General features: G+C 31.1%; 17 protein-coding genes and 1 other RNA gene. 16 read left to right on the top strand and 2 right to left on the bottom strand.

The window, feature by feature from the left end; all coding sequences use genetic code 11:
- Position 1: 1 nt before the first annotated feature.
- The 16 genes from ruvB to ssrS all read left to right on the top strand — a co-directional run bounded on the left by ruvB (position 2) and on the right by ssrS (position 16,719).
- A complete protein-coding gene (gene ruvB, locus B3630_RS10850; protein WP_346871019.1) occupies positions 2-1,009 on the top strand; it encodes a Holliday junction branch migration DNA helicase RuvB in 1,008 nt (335 codons plus the stop codon).
- 38 nt (positions 1,010-1,047) lie between these two features.
- Positions 1,048-2,076 carry a tRNA preQ1(34) S-adenosylmethionine ribosyltransferase-isomerase QueA gene (gene queA, locus B3630_RS10845; RefSeq protein ID WP_346898042.1) on the top strand — a complete coding sequence of 343 codons (1,029 nt, stop codon included), beginning with the start codon at positions 1,048-1,050 and terminating at the stop codon, positions 2,074-2,076.
- A gap of 16 nt (positions 2,077-2,092) precedes the next feature.
- Entirely contained in the window at positions 2,093-3,220 is a 1,128-nt protein-coding gene (tgt, locus tag B3630_RS10840; protein WP_346898040.1) for a tRNA guanosine(34) transglycosylase Tgt, read from the top strand.
- A 51-nt stretch (positions 3,221-3,271) separates the two neighbouring features.
- Positions 3,272-3,562 carry a preprotein translocase subunit YajC gene (gene yajC, locus B3630_RS10835; protein WP_035134465.1) on the top strand — a complete coding sequence of 97 codons (291 nt, stop codon included), beginning with the start codon at positions 3,272-3,274 and terminating at the stop codon, positions 3,560-3,562.
- A gap of 54 nt (positions 3,563-3,616) precedes the next feature.
- The gene (locus tag B3630_RS10830) at positions 3,617-3,985 is read left to right on the top strand and encodes a TIGR04086 family membrane protein (RefSeq protein WP_346871017.1); all 369 of its coding nucleotides are present in this window, start codon (positions 3,617-3,619) and stop codon (positions 3,983-3,985) included.
- A 27-nt stretch (positions 3,986-4,012) separates the two neighbouring features.
- Positions 4,013-4,150: a six-cysteine ranthipeptide SCIFF gene (gene scfA / locus B3630_RS10825; RefSeq protein WP_035134469.1), complete on the top strand. Its 138-nt coding sequence runs from the start codon at positions 4,013-4,015 to the stop codon at positions 4,148-4,150.
- 58 nt (positions 4,151-4,208) lie between these two features.
- A complete protein-coding gene (gene scfB / locus B3630_RS10820; protein WP_346898038.1) occupies positions 4,209-5,573 on the top strand; it encodes a thioether cross-link-forming SCIFF peptide maturase in 1,365 nt (454 codons plus the stop codon).
- A gap of 169 nt (positions 5,574-5,742) precedes the next feature.
- Positions 5,743-7,887, top strand: coding sequence for a protein translocase subunit SecD (secD, locus tag B3630_RS10815; protein ID WP_346898036.1), 2,145 nt, complete (start codon positions 5,743-5,745; stop codon positions 7,885-7,887).
- Positions 7,888-8,138: 251 nt separating this feature from the next.
- The gene (locus B3630_RS10810) at positions 8,139-8,984 is read left to right on the top strand and encodes a DHH family phosphoesterase (protein WP_346898034.1); all 846 of its coding nucleotides are present in this window, start codon (positions 8,139-8,141) and stop codon (positions 8,982-8,984) included.
- A gap of 125 nt (positions 8,985-9,109) precedes the next feature.
- Complete coding sequence (locus tag B3630_RS10805; protein WP_346898032.1) at positions 9,110-9,628, top strand: adenine phosphoribosyltransferase; 519 nt, start codon at positions 9,110-9,112, stop codon at positions 9,626-9,628.
- Positions 9,629-9,734: 106 nt separating this feature from the next.
- A complete protein-coding gene (locus tag B3630_RS10800) occupies positions 9,735-11,906 on the top strand; it encodes a bifunctional (p)ppGpp synthetase/guanosine-3',5'-bis(diphosphate) 3'-pyrophosphohydrolase (protein WP_346898030.1) in 2,172 nt (723 codons plus the stop codon).
- A gap of 15 nt (positions 11,907-11,921) precedes the next feature.
- Positions 11,922-12,371 (top strand): D-aminoacyl-tRNA deacylase, encoded by a 450-nt coding sequence (gene dtd / locus B3630_RS10795; protein WP_346898028.1) that lies wholly within the window; start codon positions 11,922-11,924, stop codon positions 12,369-12,371.
- A gap of 36 nt (positions 12,372-12,407) precedes the next feature.
- Positions 12,408-13,010 carry an MBL fold metallo-hydrolase gene (locus tag B3630_RS10790; RefSeq protein WP_346898026.1) on the top strand — a complete coding sequence of 201 codons (603 nt, stop codon included), beginning with the start codon at positions 12,408-12,410 and terminating at the stop codon, positions 13,008-13,010.
- Between the two features lie 62 nt (positions 13,011-13,072).
- A complete protein-coding gene (locus tag B3630_RS10785; protein WP_346898024.1) occupies positions 13,073-14,521 on the top strand; it encodes a coproporphyrinogen III oxidase in 1,449 nt (482 codons plus the stop codon).
- A 93-nt stretch (positions 14,522-14,614) separates the two neighbouring features.
- Positions 14,615-16,399, top strand: a complete 1,785-nt coding sequence (aspS, locus tag B3630_RS10780; RefSeq protein WP_346898022.1) for an aspartate--tRNA ligase — start codon at positions 14,615-14,617, stop codon at positions 16,397-16,399.
- Between the two features lie 140 nt (positions 16,400-16,539).
- Positions 16,540-16,719, top strand: a non-coding RNA gene (gene ssrS / locus B3630_RS10775) — 6S RNA.
- Between the two features lie 152 nt (positions 16,720-16,871).
- Here ssrS and B3630_RS10770 read toward each other — a convergent pair.
- Together B3630_RS10770 and B3630_RS10765 are read right to left on the bottom strand one after the other, a co-directional pair.
- Positions 16,872-17,333 carry a threonine/serine exporter family protein gene (locus B3630_RS10770; protein WP_346898020.1) on the bottom strand — a complete coding sequence of 154 codons (462 nt, stop codon included), beginning with the start codon at positions 17,331-17,333 and terminating at the stop codon, positions 16,872-16,874.
- Between the two features lies 1 nt (position 17,334).
- Positions 17,335-18,102 (bottom strand): threonine/serine exporter family protein, encoded by a 768-nt coding sequence (locus B3630_RS10765; RefSeq protein ID WP_346898018.1) that lies wholly within the window; start codon positions 18,100-18,102, stop codon positions 17,335-17,337.
- Between the last annotated feature and the right edge of the window lie 9 nt (positions 18,103-18,111).

Below are 18,111 nucleotides of genomic sequence, written 5' to 3'. Positions count from 1 at the left end.
TATGGAAGATAGAGTTATTACATCTAATATTATTGAAGAAGATATAGAAGTAGAATATTCCTTAAGACCTCAGCGCCTTAAGGAATATATAGGACAAGAAAAAGTTAAAAATAAGCTAGATATATTTTTAAAAGCTGCAAAGATGAGAAAAGAACCCTTAGACCATTTATTATTATATGGACCACCAGGCCTTGGTAAAACTACATTAGCTAACATAGTAGCAAAGGAAATGGGTGGAAATTTGAAAATTACATCTGGACCTGCTATAGAAAGAGCAGGAGATTTAGCAGCATTGTTAACGAATCTAAATACTAACGATGTACTATTCATAGATGAAATTCATAGATTGAATAGGTCTGTAGAAGAAATTTTATATCCAGCAATGGAAGATTTTGCTTTAGATATTGTTATTGGTAAAGGGGCATCAGCAAAGTCTATAAGACTAGATTTACCTAAATTTACCCTCATAGGAGCAACTACAAGGGTAGGCCTATTGACCGCACCTTTAAGAGATAGATTTGGAGTACTATGTTCAATGGAATATTATAATGATGACGAGCTTAAAGAAATTGTTTTAAGGTCTTCTGAAATATTAGGAGTTGAAATTGATAGGGAAGGTGCTTTTAGTTTAGGAATGAGATCTAGAGGGACACCAAGGATAGCTAATAGGTTACTAAAAAGAGTTAGAGATTACTCTATGGTTAAAGGTATAAATGTAATTGATAGTAACATGGTGGAGCAAGCAGCTGAACTTTTAGAAGTGGATAGAGAAGGCTTTGATAGATTAGATAATAAGATATTAGAAGCCATAGTAGATAACTTTAATGGGGGACCCGTTGGAGTTGAAACTCTAGCTTATTTTATAGGTGAAGAAGTCAGTACCATTGAGGATGTATATGAACCATACTTAATACAAAAAGGGTTTATCGTAAGAACTCCAAGAGGTAGAATGGCCGCAAAGAAAGCCTATGAACATTTAGGAAGGATTATTCCAGACCATATATTATAGAAATAAACATATAGATAGAATAGGGAAGTGTATAGACTTTGAAAGTAAAGGATTTTTATTTTGATTTACCAAAGGAATTAATAGCTCAGCATCCTTTAGAAAAAAGAGATGAATCAAGGCTTATGGTTCTAAATAAAAAAAATGGTGAAGTAGAACATAAAGTGTTTAAAGATATTATAGAGTATTTAAATCCAGGAGATTGTCTTGTATTAAATGATACAAGAGTTATGCCAGCTAGACTTTATGGAGCTAAGGAAGGCTCCGGGGGTAAAATGGAGTTTTTGCTTTTAAATAGGCATGAAGATGATATATGGGAAACCTTAGTTAAGCCTGGCAAAAGAGGAAAAGTTGGAGCTAAATTTGTATTTGGAAATGGAGAACTAAAGGCTGAGGTAGTAGACGTTCTAGACAATGGAAATAGAAAAGTAAAGTTTTACTATGATGGTATATTTGAAGAAGTATTAGATAGACTTGGTGAAATGCCGTTGCCACCATATATAGAAGAAAAACTGGAAGATAGAGAAAGATATCAAACTGTTTACTCAAAGGAAGTAGGTTCTGCAGCAGCACCTACCGCTGGACTACACTTTACAGATGAGCTACTACAAGCTATAAAGAAAAAGGGGATTGATATAGCTTTTGTAACTTTACATGTGGGACTTGGAACCTTTAGACCAGTAAAAGCGGAAGATGTTCAAGATCATGAAATGCATTCTGAGTATTATATTTTAGATAAGGAAAACGCTGGAATAATAAATAATGCTAAAAAAAGTGGGAAAAGAGTTATAGCTGTGGGAACTACATCAAATAGAACCCTTGAAAGTATAGCTAATGAAGAAGGTCAAGTTAAAGAACAATCAGGATATACTAGTATATTCATATATCCAGGGTATAAATTTAAAATAGTAGATGCCATAATAACTAATTTTCATTTACCAGAGTCTACTTTAATTATGCTTATAAGTGCTTTTTCAACTAGGGAAATAGTGATGAATGCTTATAAAATTGCAGTAGAAAACAAATATAGATTCTTTAGTTTTGGTGATGCTATGTTTATCCATGAATAGGAAGGACGATGAATAGGTGTATAAATTACTTAAAAAAAGTGGAAAAGTTAGACGTGGGGAATTTGTTACTCCTCATGGTACAATACAGACCCCTGTGTTCATGAATGTTGGAACGTTGGCTGCAATAAAAGGAGCAGTATCATCCATGGATTTAAAGGAAATTGGGTGTCAGGTAGAATTGTCAAATACATATCATCTTCATTTAAGACCTGGAGATGAAGTAGTTAAAAAAATGGGAGGACTTCATGAATTCATGAATTGGGATAGACCCATTCTTACAGATTCAGGTGGATTCCAAGTGTTCTCATTAGCAAGTATGAGAAAAATTAAAGAAGAGGGTGTATACTTTAGCTCTCATATAGATGGTAGAAAAATATTTATGGGACCTGAAGAAAGTATGCAAATTCAAAGTAATCTAGCTTCAACTATTGCTATGGCCTTTGATGAGTGTATTCCAAATCCATCTTCAAGAGAATATGTAGAAAAATCTGTAGCAAGAACTACTAGATGGCTTGAAAGATGTAAAGTAGAGATGGATAGATTAAATGCAGATCCTAATACTATAAATAAAAAGCAAATGCTATTTGGTATAAATCAAGGTGGAGTTTACGAGGATATTAGAATAGAACATGCTAAGACCATTAGAAAACTAGACCTAGATGGATATGCAATTGGAGGATTAGCTGTTGGTGAAAGTCATGAGGACATGTATAGAATTATTGATGCGGTAGTTCCATATCTTTCAGAGGATAAACCAATTTATCTTATGGGAGTAGGTACTCCAGAAAATATATTAGAGGCGGTTTCAAGAGGTGTAGACTTCTTTGATTGTGTATTACCAGCTAGAAATGGAAGGCATGGACATGTGTTTACTAAGTATGGTAAAATAAACATCATGAATGCTAAGTTTGAGTTAGATAAAAATCCTATAGATGAAGGATGCGACTGTCCGACTTGTAGGCATTATACAAGAGGATACATAAGGCACTTATTTAAAGCCAAGGAAATGTTGGCAATGAGACTTTGTGTGCTTCATAACTTGTATTTCTATAATAAATTAATGGAAGATATAAGAAATGCAATTGATGGGGATTACTTTGAAGAATTTAAAAATCAAAGACTTTCAGAGTGGGGAAAAAAATAATTAGGTATCTATTTTTTAAATATATACATAACTAGTGAAAGGAGAGATATTATGCAAAACTTAATGGCGTTTCTTCCAATGGTACTTGTACTTGTGTTGTTTTACTTCATGATTTTCATGCCAGAAAAGAAAAGAAAGAAACAATACAATGATATGTTGAATTCTTTAGCTATAAATGATGAGATTATGACTAAAGGTGGAATCATGGGAAGAATAATAAATATTCAAGAAGAATATATTATTTTAGAGAGTGGTCCAGATAGAGCTAGAATAAAAATGAGCAAACTAGGTATTGCTTCAGTTTCAAAATCAGCTAATGAACCAGAAGAAATAAAGGCATAATCATCATAAAGCCCCTTATATAAACATATTAATTAATATAAGGGGGTTTTGGGTATGTATAAAAAGCTTAATTATTCCGCTATAGGAGTAGGGGTGCTCAGAGCATCAATTTTAACAGTAATTTGCGTTTTAGTATATTCATTAGTTACTTCATATTTCCCATTTAGTGACACAGTCACATCGGTATTTTTAGTTATAGCTACATTGGCTAGTGTTGTATATGGAGCTATATATGCTACATTAAAAATGGGAAGTAAAGGATGGCTTGTGGGGTTGCTAGTAGCAGTATTTTATATGTTAATACTTTATATAGTATCCTTATGCTTTGGAAATGACTTAGCATTAGGAGGAAAAGACGTAGTTAGATTAATCTTAGCATTAGCAGCAGGATCATTATCAGGAATGCTAGGAGTGAATCTATAGATATTATCAATTTTAGGAGGAATAAAAATGAAACATATAAAAACTATTAACAAATCTAACATTAAAGAAAGTTTAAAAAAACCAGGTTGTAAAGAGTGTGCTAACTCATGTCAATCAGCTTGCAAAACTTCTTGTACAGTAGCTAATTTAGAGTGTGAAAACTAATCATTTTAAAGGCAGTAACAAAAAGTTACTGCTTTGTGTTTAGTTAGGAGGAAAAATAATGGAATTAATTCATAAATTTAGACAAGGCAATGATTTTTATATTATAGATGTAAATTCAGGTGCAGTTCATGAAGTAGATGAGCTTGTATATGACATGTTAGACTCAGATAAACTTAAGAATAAAGACGAGTTAAAAGAAATATATAAGGATAGATACTCCAGTGAAGAAATTGATGACGTATATGAGGAATTACAATCTTTAGTTCATGAAGAAATGCTTTATTCTAAAGATTTATATGAAAATATAGCAATGATGAGTGGACAAGCAGAGGTAGCTATTAAAGCCCTTTGTCTTAATATAATTCATGATTGTAATTTGAAGTGCAAATATTGTTTTGCCGATGAAGGAGAATATAAGGGTTGTAGAAAAACCATGAGCGCACAAACAGGTAAAGACGCTATAGATTTTGTTATAAAAAACTCAGGGAAAAGAAAAAATATAGAAATTGACTTATTTGGTGGAGAGCCACTTATGGCCTTTGATATCATAAAGGAAATAGTAGATTATGGTAGAGAACAAGAAAAACTTCACAATAAAAATATTAGATTTACTATGACTACGAACTCCACTCTTTTAAATGATGAAATAATGGACTACCTTGATAAAAACATGGGAAATATAATCTTAAGTATAGATGGAAGAAAAGAAGTCAATGATAAAGTAAGAATACGATTTGATGGAACTGGTACCTATGAATCCATATTACCTAAAATAAAGAAAATGGTAGATATAAGAGATAAGTCTAAGACTTATTATGTAAGGGGTACTTTTACAAGAGAAAATACAGATTTCTTTGAAGATGTAAAGCATATGGTGGAGCTAGGCTTTGATGAAGTATCTATTGAACCAGTAGTACTTCCTGATGACCATGAACTTTCATTAAGAGAAGAGGACCTTCCTACAATTTTTGAACAATATGATAAATTATATGAATATATGGTTGAAAAATATAAATTAGGGAAATCTTTTAAATTCTATCACTTCAATATAGATTTACAAGGAGGTCCATGCATCTATAAGAGAATTTCAGGATGTGGAGCTGGACATGAGTATGTAGCAGTTACTCCTGATGGAGAAATATATCCTTGTCATCAATTTGTAGGCAATAAAGACTTTCTTATGGGAGATATATATGAAGGAGTTAAGGACTTTTCTATAGTTCAAAATCTTAAGGATGCTCATATATATAATAAACCTATATGTAAAAATTGCTGGGCAAGATTCTACTGTAGTGGAGGATGTCAAGCTAACAACTTTAACTTTAATGGTGATGTTCATGTGCCATATGAATTAGGTTGTAAAATGCAAAAGAAGAGAATAGAGTGTGCTATTGCTTTAAAAGCGAAAACAATGAATAAATAATTGTGTTTTAAAGGGTAGAATTTAAAATTCTATCCTTGTTTTGATAAAAAATGAGGAATATACAGAAAATTAAATTATATATACTTGATTTTATCCATACAATACCTGTAAAATAAATAATAAATAGACAATTAGAAAAATACAATTAAATAACAGGAAGGGGATAACCATGAGGAGGAAAAATAGAAAAAGTGGAATTGTAGTTATCATAGCAATAATATTAATAGGTCTTTTTGCATACGCTGGTCTTTATGGTGTGAATTTAGGTAATTATAGAATCAAGACCTTTGGAAGTAGTATTGATAAAGGACTTGATTTAGTAGGAGGAACCTCTCTTTTAATGGAGATAAAGGAGGAGAAGGTAGATCAAGCTGTTATAGATAGAACTATAGAGCTTATTTCTATGAGAATAAATAAAGATGGAGTAAGCGAAATTCCTATAACTCAAGAAGGCGAAAATAGAATTAGAATAGAAATACCCGGAGAGTTTGATACAGAGAAGGTTTTAGACACCATTGGTAAAACCGGTGAACTAACCTTTGAAGATCCAGATGGAAAAGTGATTTTAACTGGTAAAGAGGTTAAAGAAGCAGGAGCATATATATCTCAAGATAATAAGTATATTGTTAATCTTGAATTAAATGAAGATGGAACTGCAAAATTTGCGGAAGCAACTAAGACTTTCTTAAATAAAAGTATAGCTATAAAAATGGATGGTGAAATTTTAACTAATCCAACAGTTAATGCTGTTATTAGTGATGGAAAGGCAATTATTGAAGGTATGAGCTCTCTAGAAGAGGCAAATTCCATTGCTAGTATCATAACTTCAGGAGCTCTTCCAGTAAAAATAGAAGCTATTTCGGGTAAAACCGTAGGACCAACTATTGGAGCTGAAGCATTATCTCTTAGTAAAAAGGCAGCCATGATTGGTATAGCTTGCATAATACTATTTATGGTCGCATACTACAGGGTTCCAGGATTAATTGCTTCTGTGGCTATTGTTTTATATGTAAGCTTAGTACTTATTGTATTTTCACAATTTGGAGTAGTATTAACCCTAGCTGGTATAGCTGGATTGATACTTACCATTGGTATGGCTGTAGATGCTAATGTTCTCATATTTGAAAGAACTAAGGAAGAGTTACGGTTAGGAAAATCTATTAAGACTTCTGTAGAAGCAGGATATAATAGAGCATTATCATCAATTTTAGACTCTAACATAACTACAATTATAGCAGCGTTAGTGTTATATTTTCTAGGTTCAGGTTCTGTAAAAGGGTTTGCAGTAACACTACTTGTAGGTATACTTATAAGTATTTTTACCGCTCTCTTTGTTACTAAGTTCTTACTTAACAGTGCTGTAAATGCTGGGTGGATAAATAAGCCTTCATATTTTGGTGTGAGAGAAGGTAAAAAGCATGAGTTTAGTAGCTTAAAAATAATAGAGAAGACTAAAATATGGTTTGCGATATCAATAATTATAATTGCTATTGGAGTTGGATTTATAGCAACTAAAGGTTTAAATTATGGTATAGATTTCAAAGGTGGTACATTAATTACTTTAGATATGAATAAAGAATTCAATAAGGGTGATGTAAATGCTATTATTGATAAGTATGCTAAAGATAAATACTCTACAAAATTAGCTAATGAAGGAAAAGAGATACAAATTATTGTTCAAGAAGGGGTATTAAATGAAGAAAAGACTAATGCTCTTATTGGTGAAATAAAAGAAAAGTATTCATTAGAAGATAGTGCACTTATTGGCAAGGAAAGTATAGGAGCTACTGTTGGAAATGAATTAAAGAAGAAGGCGCTTTTAGCTTTAGGAGTTGCGTCTATAGCTATGCTTATATATATCACTGCTAGATTTGAATTTAGCTATGCAGCAGCATCTATTATAGCTTTACTTCATGATGTATTAATTACACTTTCTTTCTATGCTATATTTGGAATTCAAGCCAATTCACCATTTATAGCAGCTATTTTGACTATAGTAGGATATTCTATTAATGATACTATTGTTATCTTTGATAGAATAAGAGAAAATGTTAAGAGGAACAGGAGGATGGATCAATTAGAAGTTGCTAATATGAGTATAAAAGAAACTATGACTAGAAGTATAAATACATCCTTAACAACACTTATAACTATAGTGGCAGTTTATATTCTAGTCCCATCCATAAGAGAGTTTTCACTTCCGCTTATAGTGGGAATTGCCTGTGGAGCGTATTCTTCAATATTTATAGCTTCACCACTATGGGTAATAATTAAAAATGCAAAGCAAAAGAAGAAAGCTAAGGTAGTAGCATAATATAAACAAAGTTCATGGCGAAAAACATTTTATCATGTTTTTCGCCATTTTTATAATAATTTGTTTGTAAAATTGTCAGTTTTAAATTATAATATATTTGTTTTCTATAAATAGATTTCTTAAACTCCATAATATGTACAAGTAATATGGAGTTAGAAGTTTTTGTTCAAAGAGAATGTGATCACTGAAGTATATCAAGAAAATATAAGGGATCAAAAAACTACTCATGGAACTAATTTGGAGGAGCGCATATGGAGTATAGTATGAATAGGAAAGATAATGATCCGTTTCTATTAGGAAATATGAAAATTGCATTAAACAGAATTGTGAAAGCTATCAATGAGAGAGAAAAGATAGTTATATATGGCTATCATGACTTTGATAGCGTATGTGCCATATCTCTTCTTATGTTAGTATTACGATATGTAAATAGTGATGTAGAGTATTATATACCCAGTGTATATAGAAATGATAGAAATTTAAGTAAAGAAGATATAGAGAATAATTTATTATGTCTTGGAGCAAATTTAATTATAACAGTTGGTTGTGGAGTTAAATCTAAAGCAGAAATACAACTTTGTAAGGAAAACAATATAGATATAATTGTAACGGATTATCATAATCACATAGTAGAGGATAATAATTGTATAACAATAAATACCTATCAAACAAATTGTAATTATCCTTTTAAGGATTTTACAGCTTGTTCCCTTATATATAAATTCATAGAAGTTATAGCTTCTTATTATAAGATAAGTTGCACACAAAAGTATTTAGATTTAGTAATGATGGGTATAATTACAACAGAGATAGAAATAGAAGAAGAGAATAAATACTTTGTAGAAGAAGGTTGGAAAAAATTAAAACAAACTAATAACTATGGGGTTAGGGCGTTGATAAGAGAACATGAGCGGAATTATGGTGGTATAATGAAGTTTTATGATGAAGGTATTATAAAGCTCTTACCAAAGATGATTTCCAAGAATAAGCTAGATAATGCAAGAATAATTGTTGAACTTTTTACTACTAATGATAGTTATAGAGCAAAGCAAATATCAAAATACTTATATAAAGAGGTTATGATGAGTTTAGAATAGAATAATATATATATAAGCATTTAAATATACATATTTTTTAAAGTATTGCATTAAATATCAAGGTTAATATATAATTTAATTATGGTAAAGATGTGTTTGGGTAAAGGCTTTAGGAGGAGTAGAAAATGAATTTAAAGGATAAAGTTAGAATAATAGAAGATTTTCCGAAAAAAGGTATAAGTTTTAAAGATGTAACTACTTTACTTCAAGACAGAGAGGCATTAAGAGAGTCAATAGATATTATTGCCAATCATTTGAAGGATAAAAAAATTGATATAGTAATAGGACCAGAGGCTAGAGGTTTTTTATTTGGAGTGCCAGTAGCTTATGCTTTAGCAGCTGGATTTGTGCCAGTTAGAAAACCTGGTAAATTACCCTATGAAACTATTAAAACTTCCTACGATTTAGAATATGGAAGTGATGCGTTAGAAATTCATAAAGATGCTATTAAAAAAGGTCAGAGAGTAGCGATTGTTGATGATTTACTTGCTACAGGAGGAACTGTAGCTGCTGTTGCAAAGCTTGTTGAGGAATCAGGTGGAGAAGTTGTAGCCATAGACTTTTTAATAGAACTAACAGAACTTAAAGGTAGAGAAAAAATAGCGCAATATGATATTATGTCTGTTATAGACTATCCATTTTAGAATTGAACATAAATTGCAATAATTTGGGTTATAGTATATAATTATTACTGAGTTTAAATAGGTGGCTGGTTCATTAACCAGCCTTTAATTTTAGGAGTGTATTACAATGATTGATAAATTGATAGAAAAAATTAATAGTAATTGTCACAATGTAGATATCAATTTTGTAAATAAGGCCTATGAATTTTCTGTAAATGCCCATAAAGAACAAAAAAGAGAGTCAGGAGAGCCTTATATTATTCATCCTTTAGAAGTAGCTTGTATTTTGGCTGAACTAGGACTTGATACCTCTACCATAGTGGCAGGTCTTTTACATGATGTAATTGAAGATACAGAATATACATATGAAGATGTTTGTAACATCTTTTCTATAGAAGTGGCAGATTTAGTAGAAGGGGTATCTAAGCTAGGTAAAATAAAATATAAGTCAAAAGAGGAACAACAAGCAGATAATGTTAGAAAAATGCTTCTTGCTATGGCTAAAGATATAAGAGTAATACTTATAAAATTGGCTGATAGATTACATAACTTGAGAACGTTAAAATACATGCCGGAGAATAAGCAAAAGGAAAAGGCTAAGGAAACTCTAGATATATATGCTCCTTTAGCTCATAGGTTAGGTATATCAAAAATAAAGTGGGAGCTAGAGGATTTAGCATTAAGATACTTAAATCCTACAGAATATTATGACTTAGTAAAGCTGATTTCAGATAAGAGAAATGAAAGAGAAGAGCAAATAAGTCATATCATATCACAACTTAAATTAAATCTTAATATGGGTGGAATTACAGCAGAAATAGAAGGTAGACCAAAGCACTTCTATAGTATTTATAGAAAAATGATAAAAAGTAGTAAAACCATAGATCAAATATTTGACCTTACAGCAGTGAGGATATTAGTAGACGATATTGGAAATTGTTATGCTGCATTGGGAATAGTACATACTATGTATAAGCCTATACCGGGTAGATTTAAGGACTATATTGCTATGCCTAAACCTAATATGTATCAGTCACTTCATTCAACAGTAATAGGGCCTTTCGGAAAACCCTTTGAAATACAAATTAGAACCTTTGAAATGCACAGAACTGCTGAATATGGTATTGCAGCTCACTGGAAATATAAGGAAAGCGTTCAAGATGAGGATAAATCTCTAGATTCAAAGTTATATTGGCTTAGAGAAATGTTAGAATGGCAAGGAGAGACTTCTGACGCGGAAGAATTTATGGAAGGATTTAAGATAGATTTATTTTCAGATGAGGTATTTGTGTTTACTCCAAAGGGCGATGTTATAAATTTGCCAAATGACTCTACACCTATAGACTTTGCCTATGCTATCCATACTGCAGTAGGTCATAAGTGTGTTGGAGGTAAGGTAAATGGGAAGATAGTACCTCTAGATTATAAGCTCAGAACAGGAGAAATTGTAGAGGTAATTACAGCTACTAATTCAAAAGGACCTAGCATAGATTGGCTTAATATAGTTAAGAGTAATCAAGCAAGGAGTAAAATTAAACTTTGGTTTAAAAAGGCAAATAGAGAAGAGACCATAGCAAAGGGGAAAGAATTAGTAGATAAAGAGTGTAAGAAACAAAATTGTATATTTTCTCAAGTAATTAATGAAGATATTATTGAGAAAATTATTAGAAGATATAACCTAAAGAACATGGATGATTTATACCATGGGGTAGGCATTGGAGACATAAACCCTAATAATATGATAAGTAAGCTAAAGGATGCTTATGATAAAGAGAGCTCTAAGCAGTTAAAACTTGATGAATTAAGGTTAATTCATGAGGAAAAAAGTAAAAAACAAAAGAATAATACTTATTCTGGAGTTACAGTTAAAGATATGTCTAATATTCAAGTAAGATTTGCAAAATGTTGTAGTCCTGTATATGGAGATGATATTATTGGATATATTACAAGAGGCAAGGGTGTATCTATTCATAGAAGTGACTGTAAGAATGTAATTAACTTACAGGACAAAGAAAGTCACAAAATAGTTGAAGTAGCTTGGGGAAAAGAAAATAAAGATAAATATATTGCTGACATAGAAGTAATAGCTGAGGATAGATTAGGTCTTCTTACAGATATTATAGAGATACTAGGGCTTGTTAAAGCTAATATTTTATCAATAAGTGCTGTAACAAATAAAAAAAATACAGCAGTTGTAAGCTTAAAAATAAATATTTCTAGTATAGAGCATTTAAAGGATATTCAAACTAAACTTAAGAAAATCAAGGATGTTAAGGATGTCTATAGAAAGAAACAATAAAAAGGAGTGCTTAATATGAGAGCTGTTGTACAAAGAGTTAAATCTTCAAAGGTTGAAGTAGATAATAAAGTTATTAGTGAAATAGAAAAAGGAATTAATTTACTTGTGGGAATAAGTAAGGAAGATACTAAAGAAGATATAGATTATATAGTAAGAAAAGTTCTTGGAATGAGAATTTTTGAAGATGAAGATGAGAGAATGAACTTTTCACTTCAAGATATAGAGGGGGAGCTATTAATAATATCTCAATTTACTCTATATGGTGATTGTAGAAAGGGAAAGAGACCTGATTTTATGAAGGCACAAGGTGGAGATGCTGCTAGAGAATTATATAATGAACTAGTAGAAGCCTTTAAAAAAGAAATCCCTAATCTAAAGACTGGGGAATTCGGAGCTGATATGAAGGTTGAAATTATAAATGATGGACCAGTAACACTTTTATTAGAGAGTAAGAAAGATTTTTAAAATTTTAAGAAATATATGGCATTTTGAGGTGATATTATGATTATAAAAAGAATGATGGCAGGAGTTTATGCTGCTAACTGTTATATATTATTTGATAAAGAAACAAAGGAAGCTGTAGTTTTAGACCCGGGTGGAGACATCGATGATGTATGTAAAGCTCTTAATCAATTAGAGGCTAAGGTTAAATATATCATATTAACTCATGGTCACTTTGATCATACTACAGGGGTAGATGGATTAAAGGCTGAAACAGGAGCAACTGTAGCTATGGCTAAAGAAGATAATGATATGATTTTAAATAATATAATGTATTATGGACCACTTATTGAAGGAGGAGCAGAACTTTTATTAAAACATGGTGATATATTAAAGTTTGGTAATTATAAAATGGAAGTTTTAGCAACGCCAGGACATACACCAGGAGGAATAAGTCTTTTAGTAGATGGAAATGTGTTTACTGGAGATACTCTATTCAAGGGGTCTGTTGGCAGAAGTGATTTAGCTGGTGGAGATCATAATGAGCTTATAACAAGTATTAAAAATAATTTAATGCCTCTTAGTGATAATGTGGCAGTTCACCCAGGTCATGGACCAAGTAGTACCATAGGCCAAGAAAGAATGGAAAACCCATTTCTATAGGTAAAAATTTAAACTGTATATTGGGTTATAAGAAGGTAATTTGAAATAAGGATTTGATAAATATGACAAAGGATATAAAGTCTATAAAAGTAAAGCTAAGTAATATGAATTTTAGATATGATATATTTCTTATGATAAATCTATTTTATAGTTTTATTAATATAGAATTTGTAAATGAGGAATTTGATTTATCTATAGATATAGATGAAGAAGCAGGAAGTATTATAATTGAAGGAACCGAAGAACTCTTTAATTATGAAATCAATAGAAATTATAAGCTTTCAGAGGAAGTTAAAAAGTCCTTATTCATATATCTTAGAAATATCACTGGCAAGGTTCTTCCATGGGGAACTTTAGTTGGTATAAGGCCTTCTAAAAAAGCACTAGATCTTTTAGAAAAAGGATATAGTGAAGAAGAGGTAATAAAAGAATTTAAGGATAGACATGAAACTAGCAAGGAGAAGACAAAGCTTTGTATTGATGTAGCTAAGTACGAAAAAAGCGTAGTTAACAAAGATAAAGATACTATAAGTATATATGTTGGTATGCCTTTTTGTCCAACTAGATGTGTTTATTGTTCTTTTACCTCAAATCCTATAGGTGGAAAGTCAACTTTAGTTAAAGACTATCTTAATGCTATTACCAAGGAAATAAAAGATATAAGTAAATATGTTTCAGAAAAGAATTTAACTATTGAAAGTGTCTATTTTGGAGGAGGCACTCCTACTTCTGTAAATGATGAAGAGTTTGAATATATAATGAATAAGATATATAAGTGCTTTGTTGAAGGTAAGGGTGTTAAAGAATTTACTGTAGAATGTGGAAGGGTAGATAGTATAACAGAAAGAAAACTTCAATCTATGAAAAAATATAAGGTTCATAGGATTAGTATAAATCCTCAAAGTATGAATGATGATACTTTAAAAAACATTGGTAGGAATCATAGTAGTAAGGATGTAGAAAACTGCTTTAATCTAGCACGAAGTCTAGGCTTTGATAATATAAATATGGATATGATAGTTGGTCTACCAGGAGAAGAGCTAAGTCATATAAATAGAAGTTGTGAAGAAATACTTAAACTAAATCCAGATAGCATAACTATACATGGTATGTCTATTAAAAGAGGCTCTAGACTATATGAAAATCTAGTTAATAAGGGACAGTTTACTATTCCTAATCAACATGAGTTAAATGCTATGTATGAAGCTACAAAAAATCTTTCTTTAGACTTAAATATGAAACCTTATTATATGTATAGACAAAAAAATATGGTAGGTAACATGGAGAATGTAGGCTACTGTAGAGATGAAAAAATATGTATATATAATATTCAGATGATAGAGGAAAAACAAACTATTATAGCTCTTGGAGCAGATGGAGTTTCAAAAGTTGTTTTCCTAGATGAAAATCGAATAGAGAGATTTGCAAATGTTAAGGATGTAAAAGAGTATAATAGTAGAATAGAAGAGATGATAGCTAGAAAGATAGAATTACTCAATACACTATATTAAAACAATTATGTACATAGGTTTTAAAGAAAAATTCATTTGGGTAATGATATTATAATATATTTTAGACTTAATAAGTAAATAGGAGGAATTTAAATGGGAGAATCACTTAATGGACTTAAAAGAACCATTATGTGTGGTGAAGTAAGAGAATCAAATATCTCTGAAAAAATCACTGTTATGGGTTGGGTCCAAAGAAAGAGAAATTTAGGAAGTTTAGTTTTTGTTGATTTAAGAGACAGAACTGGATTGTTACAAGTTGTATTTGGTGAAGAAATAAATAAAGAAGCCTTTGAAAAAGCTGATTTAGTTAAATCTGAGTACTGTATAGCTGTTACTGGAGAGGTTATAAAAAGAGAATCTCCTAATAAAAATTTACCAACAGGAATGGTAGAGCTTAAAGGAGAAAATATTAAAATACTTTCAGAATCAGAGACTCCACCTATATATATTAAAGAAAACTTAGATGCTAGTGAAAATATAAGATTAAAATATAGATATTTAGATCTTAGAAGACCAGATATGCAAAAAATATTAATGATTAGACATAAAGCTGGAAAAGTAGTAAGAGATTATCTAGATGAAAATGGATTCTTAGAAATGGAAACACCAATGCTTACTAAGAGTACTCCAGAAGGAGCTAGAGATTACTTAGTTCCTAGTAGAAATTATCCAGGAATGTTTTATGCATTACCTCAATCTCCACAAATATTTAAGCAATTATTAATGGTTTCTGGATATGATAAATATTTTCAAATAGTTAAATGTTTTAGAGATGAAGATTTAAGAGCTAATAGACAACCAGAATTTACACAAATAGACTTAGAGATGAGCTTTGTTGAAATGGATGATATTATAGCCTTAAATGAAGGTCTTCTAAAAAGAGTATTTAAAGAAGTTATAGATGTAGATGTACAACTTCCAATAAAGAGAATGCCTTATGCAGAAGCTATGAATAAATATGGTAGTGATAAGCCAGATTTAAGATTTGGTATGGAGATACAAAATATTACTGAAGCAGTAAGAGGTACAGATTTTGCTGTATTTAAAGGAGCCATTGAAAATGGTGGTTCAGTAAGAGCTATTGTAGCTAAAAACTGTTCAGACATGGGTAGAAAGAAAATTGACAAACTAGGTGAGTTTGTTAAAACCTACAAGGCAAAAGGTCTTGCTTGGATAGCTTATAAAGAAGGAGAAATAAAATCTCCAATAGCTAAATTCTTCTCAGAAGAAGATATGGCTAAATTACTAAGTGCTGCTGGAGCAGAAGTAGGAGATTTAGTTTTAATAGTTGCAGATGTTGATAGTGTAGTACTTCAATCTCTTGGAGCTTTAAGATTAGAACTCGCTAAGGAACTTGGAATCTTAGAAGAAAACAAAGAATTTAACTTTGTATGGATTACTGAATTCCCAATGTTTGAATATGACGAAGAAGAGAAGAGATTCGTAGCTCTTCACCATCCATTCACAGCACCTATGGATGAAGATTTAGAACTTCTAGAAACAGATCCAGGAAGAGCTCGTGCCAAGGCTTATGATATAGTATTAAATGGAGAAGAACTTGGTGGAGGAAGTATAAGAATCCATGATACAAACCTTCAACAAAGAATATTTAATCTTCTAGGCTTTACTGATGAAAGTGCGTGGGAAAGATTTGGATTCTTACTAGAGGCATTCAAATATGGACCACCACCACATGGCGGACTTGCATATGGTTTAGATAGAATGGTTATGTTCCTTGCAGGAACTGATAACATAAAAGATGTTATTACCTTCCCTAAAAATCAAAATGCTTATTGCCCAATGAGTGAGGCACCTAATGTAGTTGATAAAAAGCAATTGATTGATTTAGGAATAGAAGTAAGTAAAGTAGAAAAATAATTTAATAGAAGATTTATTATTATAGAGAATAATAATAAGTTATATGGACATAATAACTTTATAAAACTATTGATACTTAGTGATTAATATTTATTTTACAATTGCAATTTAATTACAATTGCTATATAATAATACTAAAGAATATTCTGCTGTGTGCGTGGAAATGGTTTATATTGAGCCAACATTTAAACGTTGTGGCTGATGTTCTCGTTATGGAGTGTTGACTGACTATTTTATAGTTGGTACCAGAAGTAATGAGGCGATTCCACCCCTGGTAGACAGGGTTCAAATACATCATTAATACGGCATGGTGGGTATCAATAGTTTTAATATTAAGGAGTAAATACTTTGTATTTACTCCTTTTTAGATAGACTTTATATACATAGAGTTCTTAGCGTCTATTAAAGTTAGCCATGGGATAAAATATAGTGCATTTTATAATAAATTTATAAGATGCACTATTATGGAATATTATTCCTCAACATTTCCTAGTTTACGTTGATTTCTTCTGATTTTTAATTTTTGCATCAATCTACTCAAAGTAGATACTAAAATAATTCCAACAGCTATAACTCCTGCTAAAGAAAGAGTTTCGATTCCATTATTTAAGGAACCAAATACATTCCCTTCAACTGCTTCAAAAACTGTATAATACATTCCACTTCCAGGAACTAAGGGAATAAGAGAACAAACTAAAAATAATGTTACAGGATTTTTTAAAACTCTAGAGAAAATTTCAGCATATATACTGATGCTTATAGATGCTATAAGCATAGCTAAGATGTTAGAGTTAGATAAGTTCAGAGTAAGGCTGTAAAAAAACCATCCAACGGCACCACCAAGGGCTGCAAAGAACAAGTTTTTATCCCTTACATTAAAGAGAACTCCAAAGCCTAAGGAAACAATAAATGCATATATAACTTGAAAAAACATTTTACATCCCTCCTAGAATAGACATCCATATTTTAAAACTAAAGGCAGCTCCAATAGCAATGGCTCCAGCTATCATAATAGCTTCCAGAGTTCTTGAAAGACCTGAAAGTAAATCTCCAGATATAGTATCACGAATAGCGTTAGTAATAACTAAGCCTGGAACAAGTAACATAATTGAACCAATAATTATCTCATCTTTATGAAATATAGGATTTATGTAAGAAAAGAAAAGACCAATTATAGCTGCTAAAGCACCACCTGCCACATTAATGAAAAATTCATTAACACTTAAACGAGATAACATGGAAGACAATAAATTAATCAAAACTCCTGCGCCAAAAGCTATAATGAAGTCACTAAGGCTGCCACCAAAAAGCAGGGTAAATGTACCAGTAGTTACTCCAGCAAAAAAGGTTTTTATACTGTTAGAATACTTTGGAAAGCTACGTATATATTTCAATTCTTTTCTAAGTTCATCTAAAGTTAAAGGATGACTTTGTATTTGTCGAGATAAATTATTAATTAAGGCTACCTTTTCTAAATCTGTTGCTCTAGAAGTAATTCTCTTAATTATGGTACTATTCCTACCGTTTTCATCCATAGTTGAAGTGATTATTGCTGTAGGAGATACAAAGCTTTCTGCATTATCTATGCCATAAGACTTACATATCATATTTATTGTTTGCTCAACTCTGTAGGTTTCACCACCATTTTCAAGCATTATTTTTCCGGCCTCTGCAGCCAAATTTACTATATTATCAGTAATCATAATGGTACT

The sequence above is a fragment of the Clostridium sp. UBA7503 genome (genome assembly GCF_002477055.1).
Lineage (GTDB): Bacteria > Bacillota > Clostridia > Clostridiales > Clostridiaceae > Clostridium_J > Clostridium_J sulfidigenes.
Note: the sequence above shows the minus strand (reverse complement) of the source record. Positions and strands in the feature narration are given on the sequence as shown.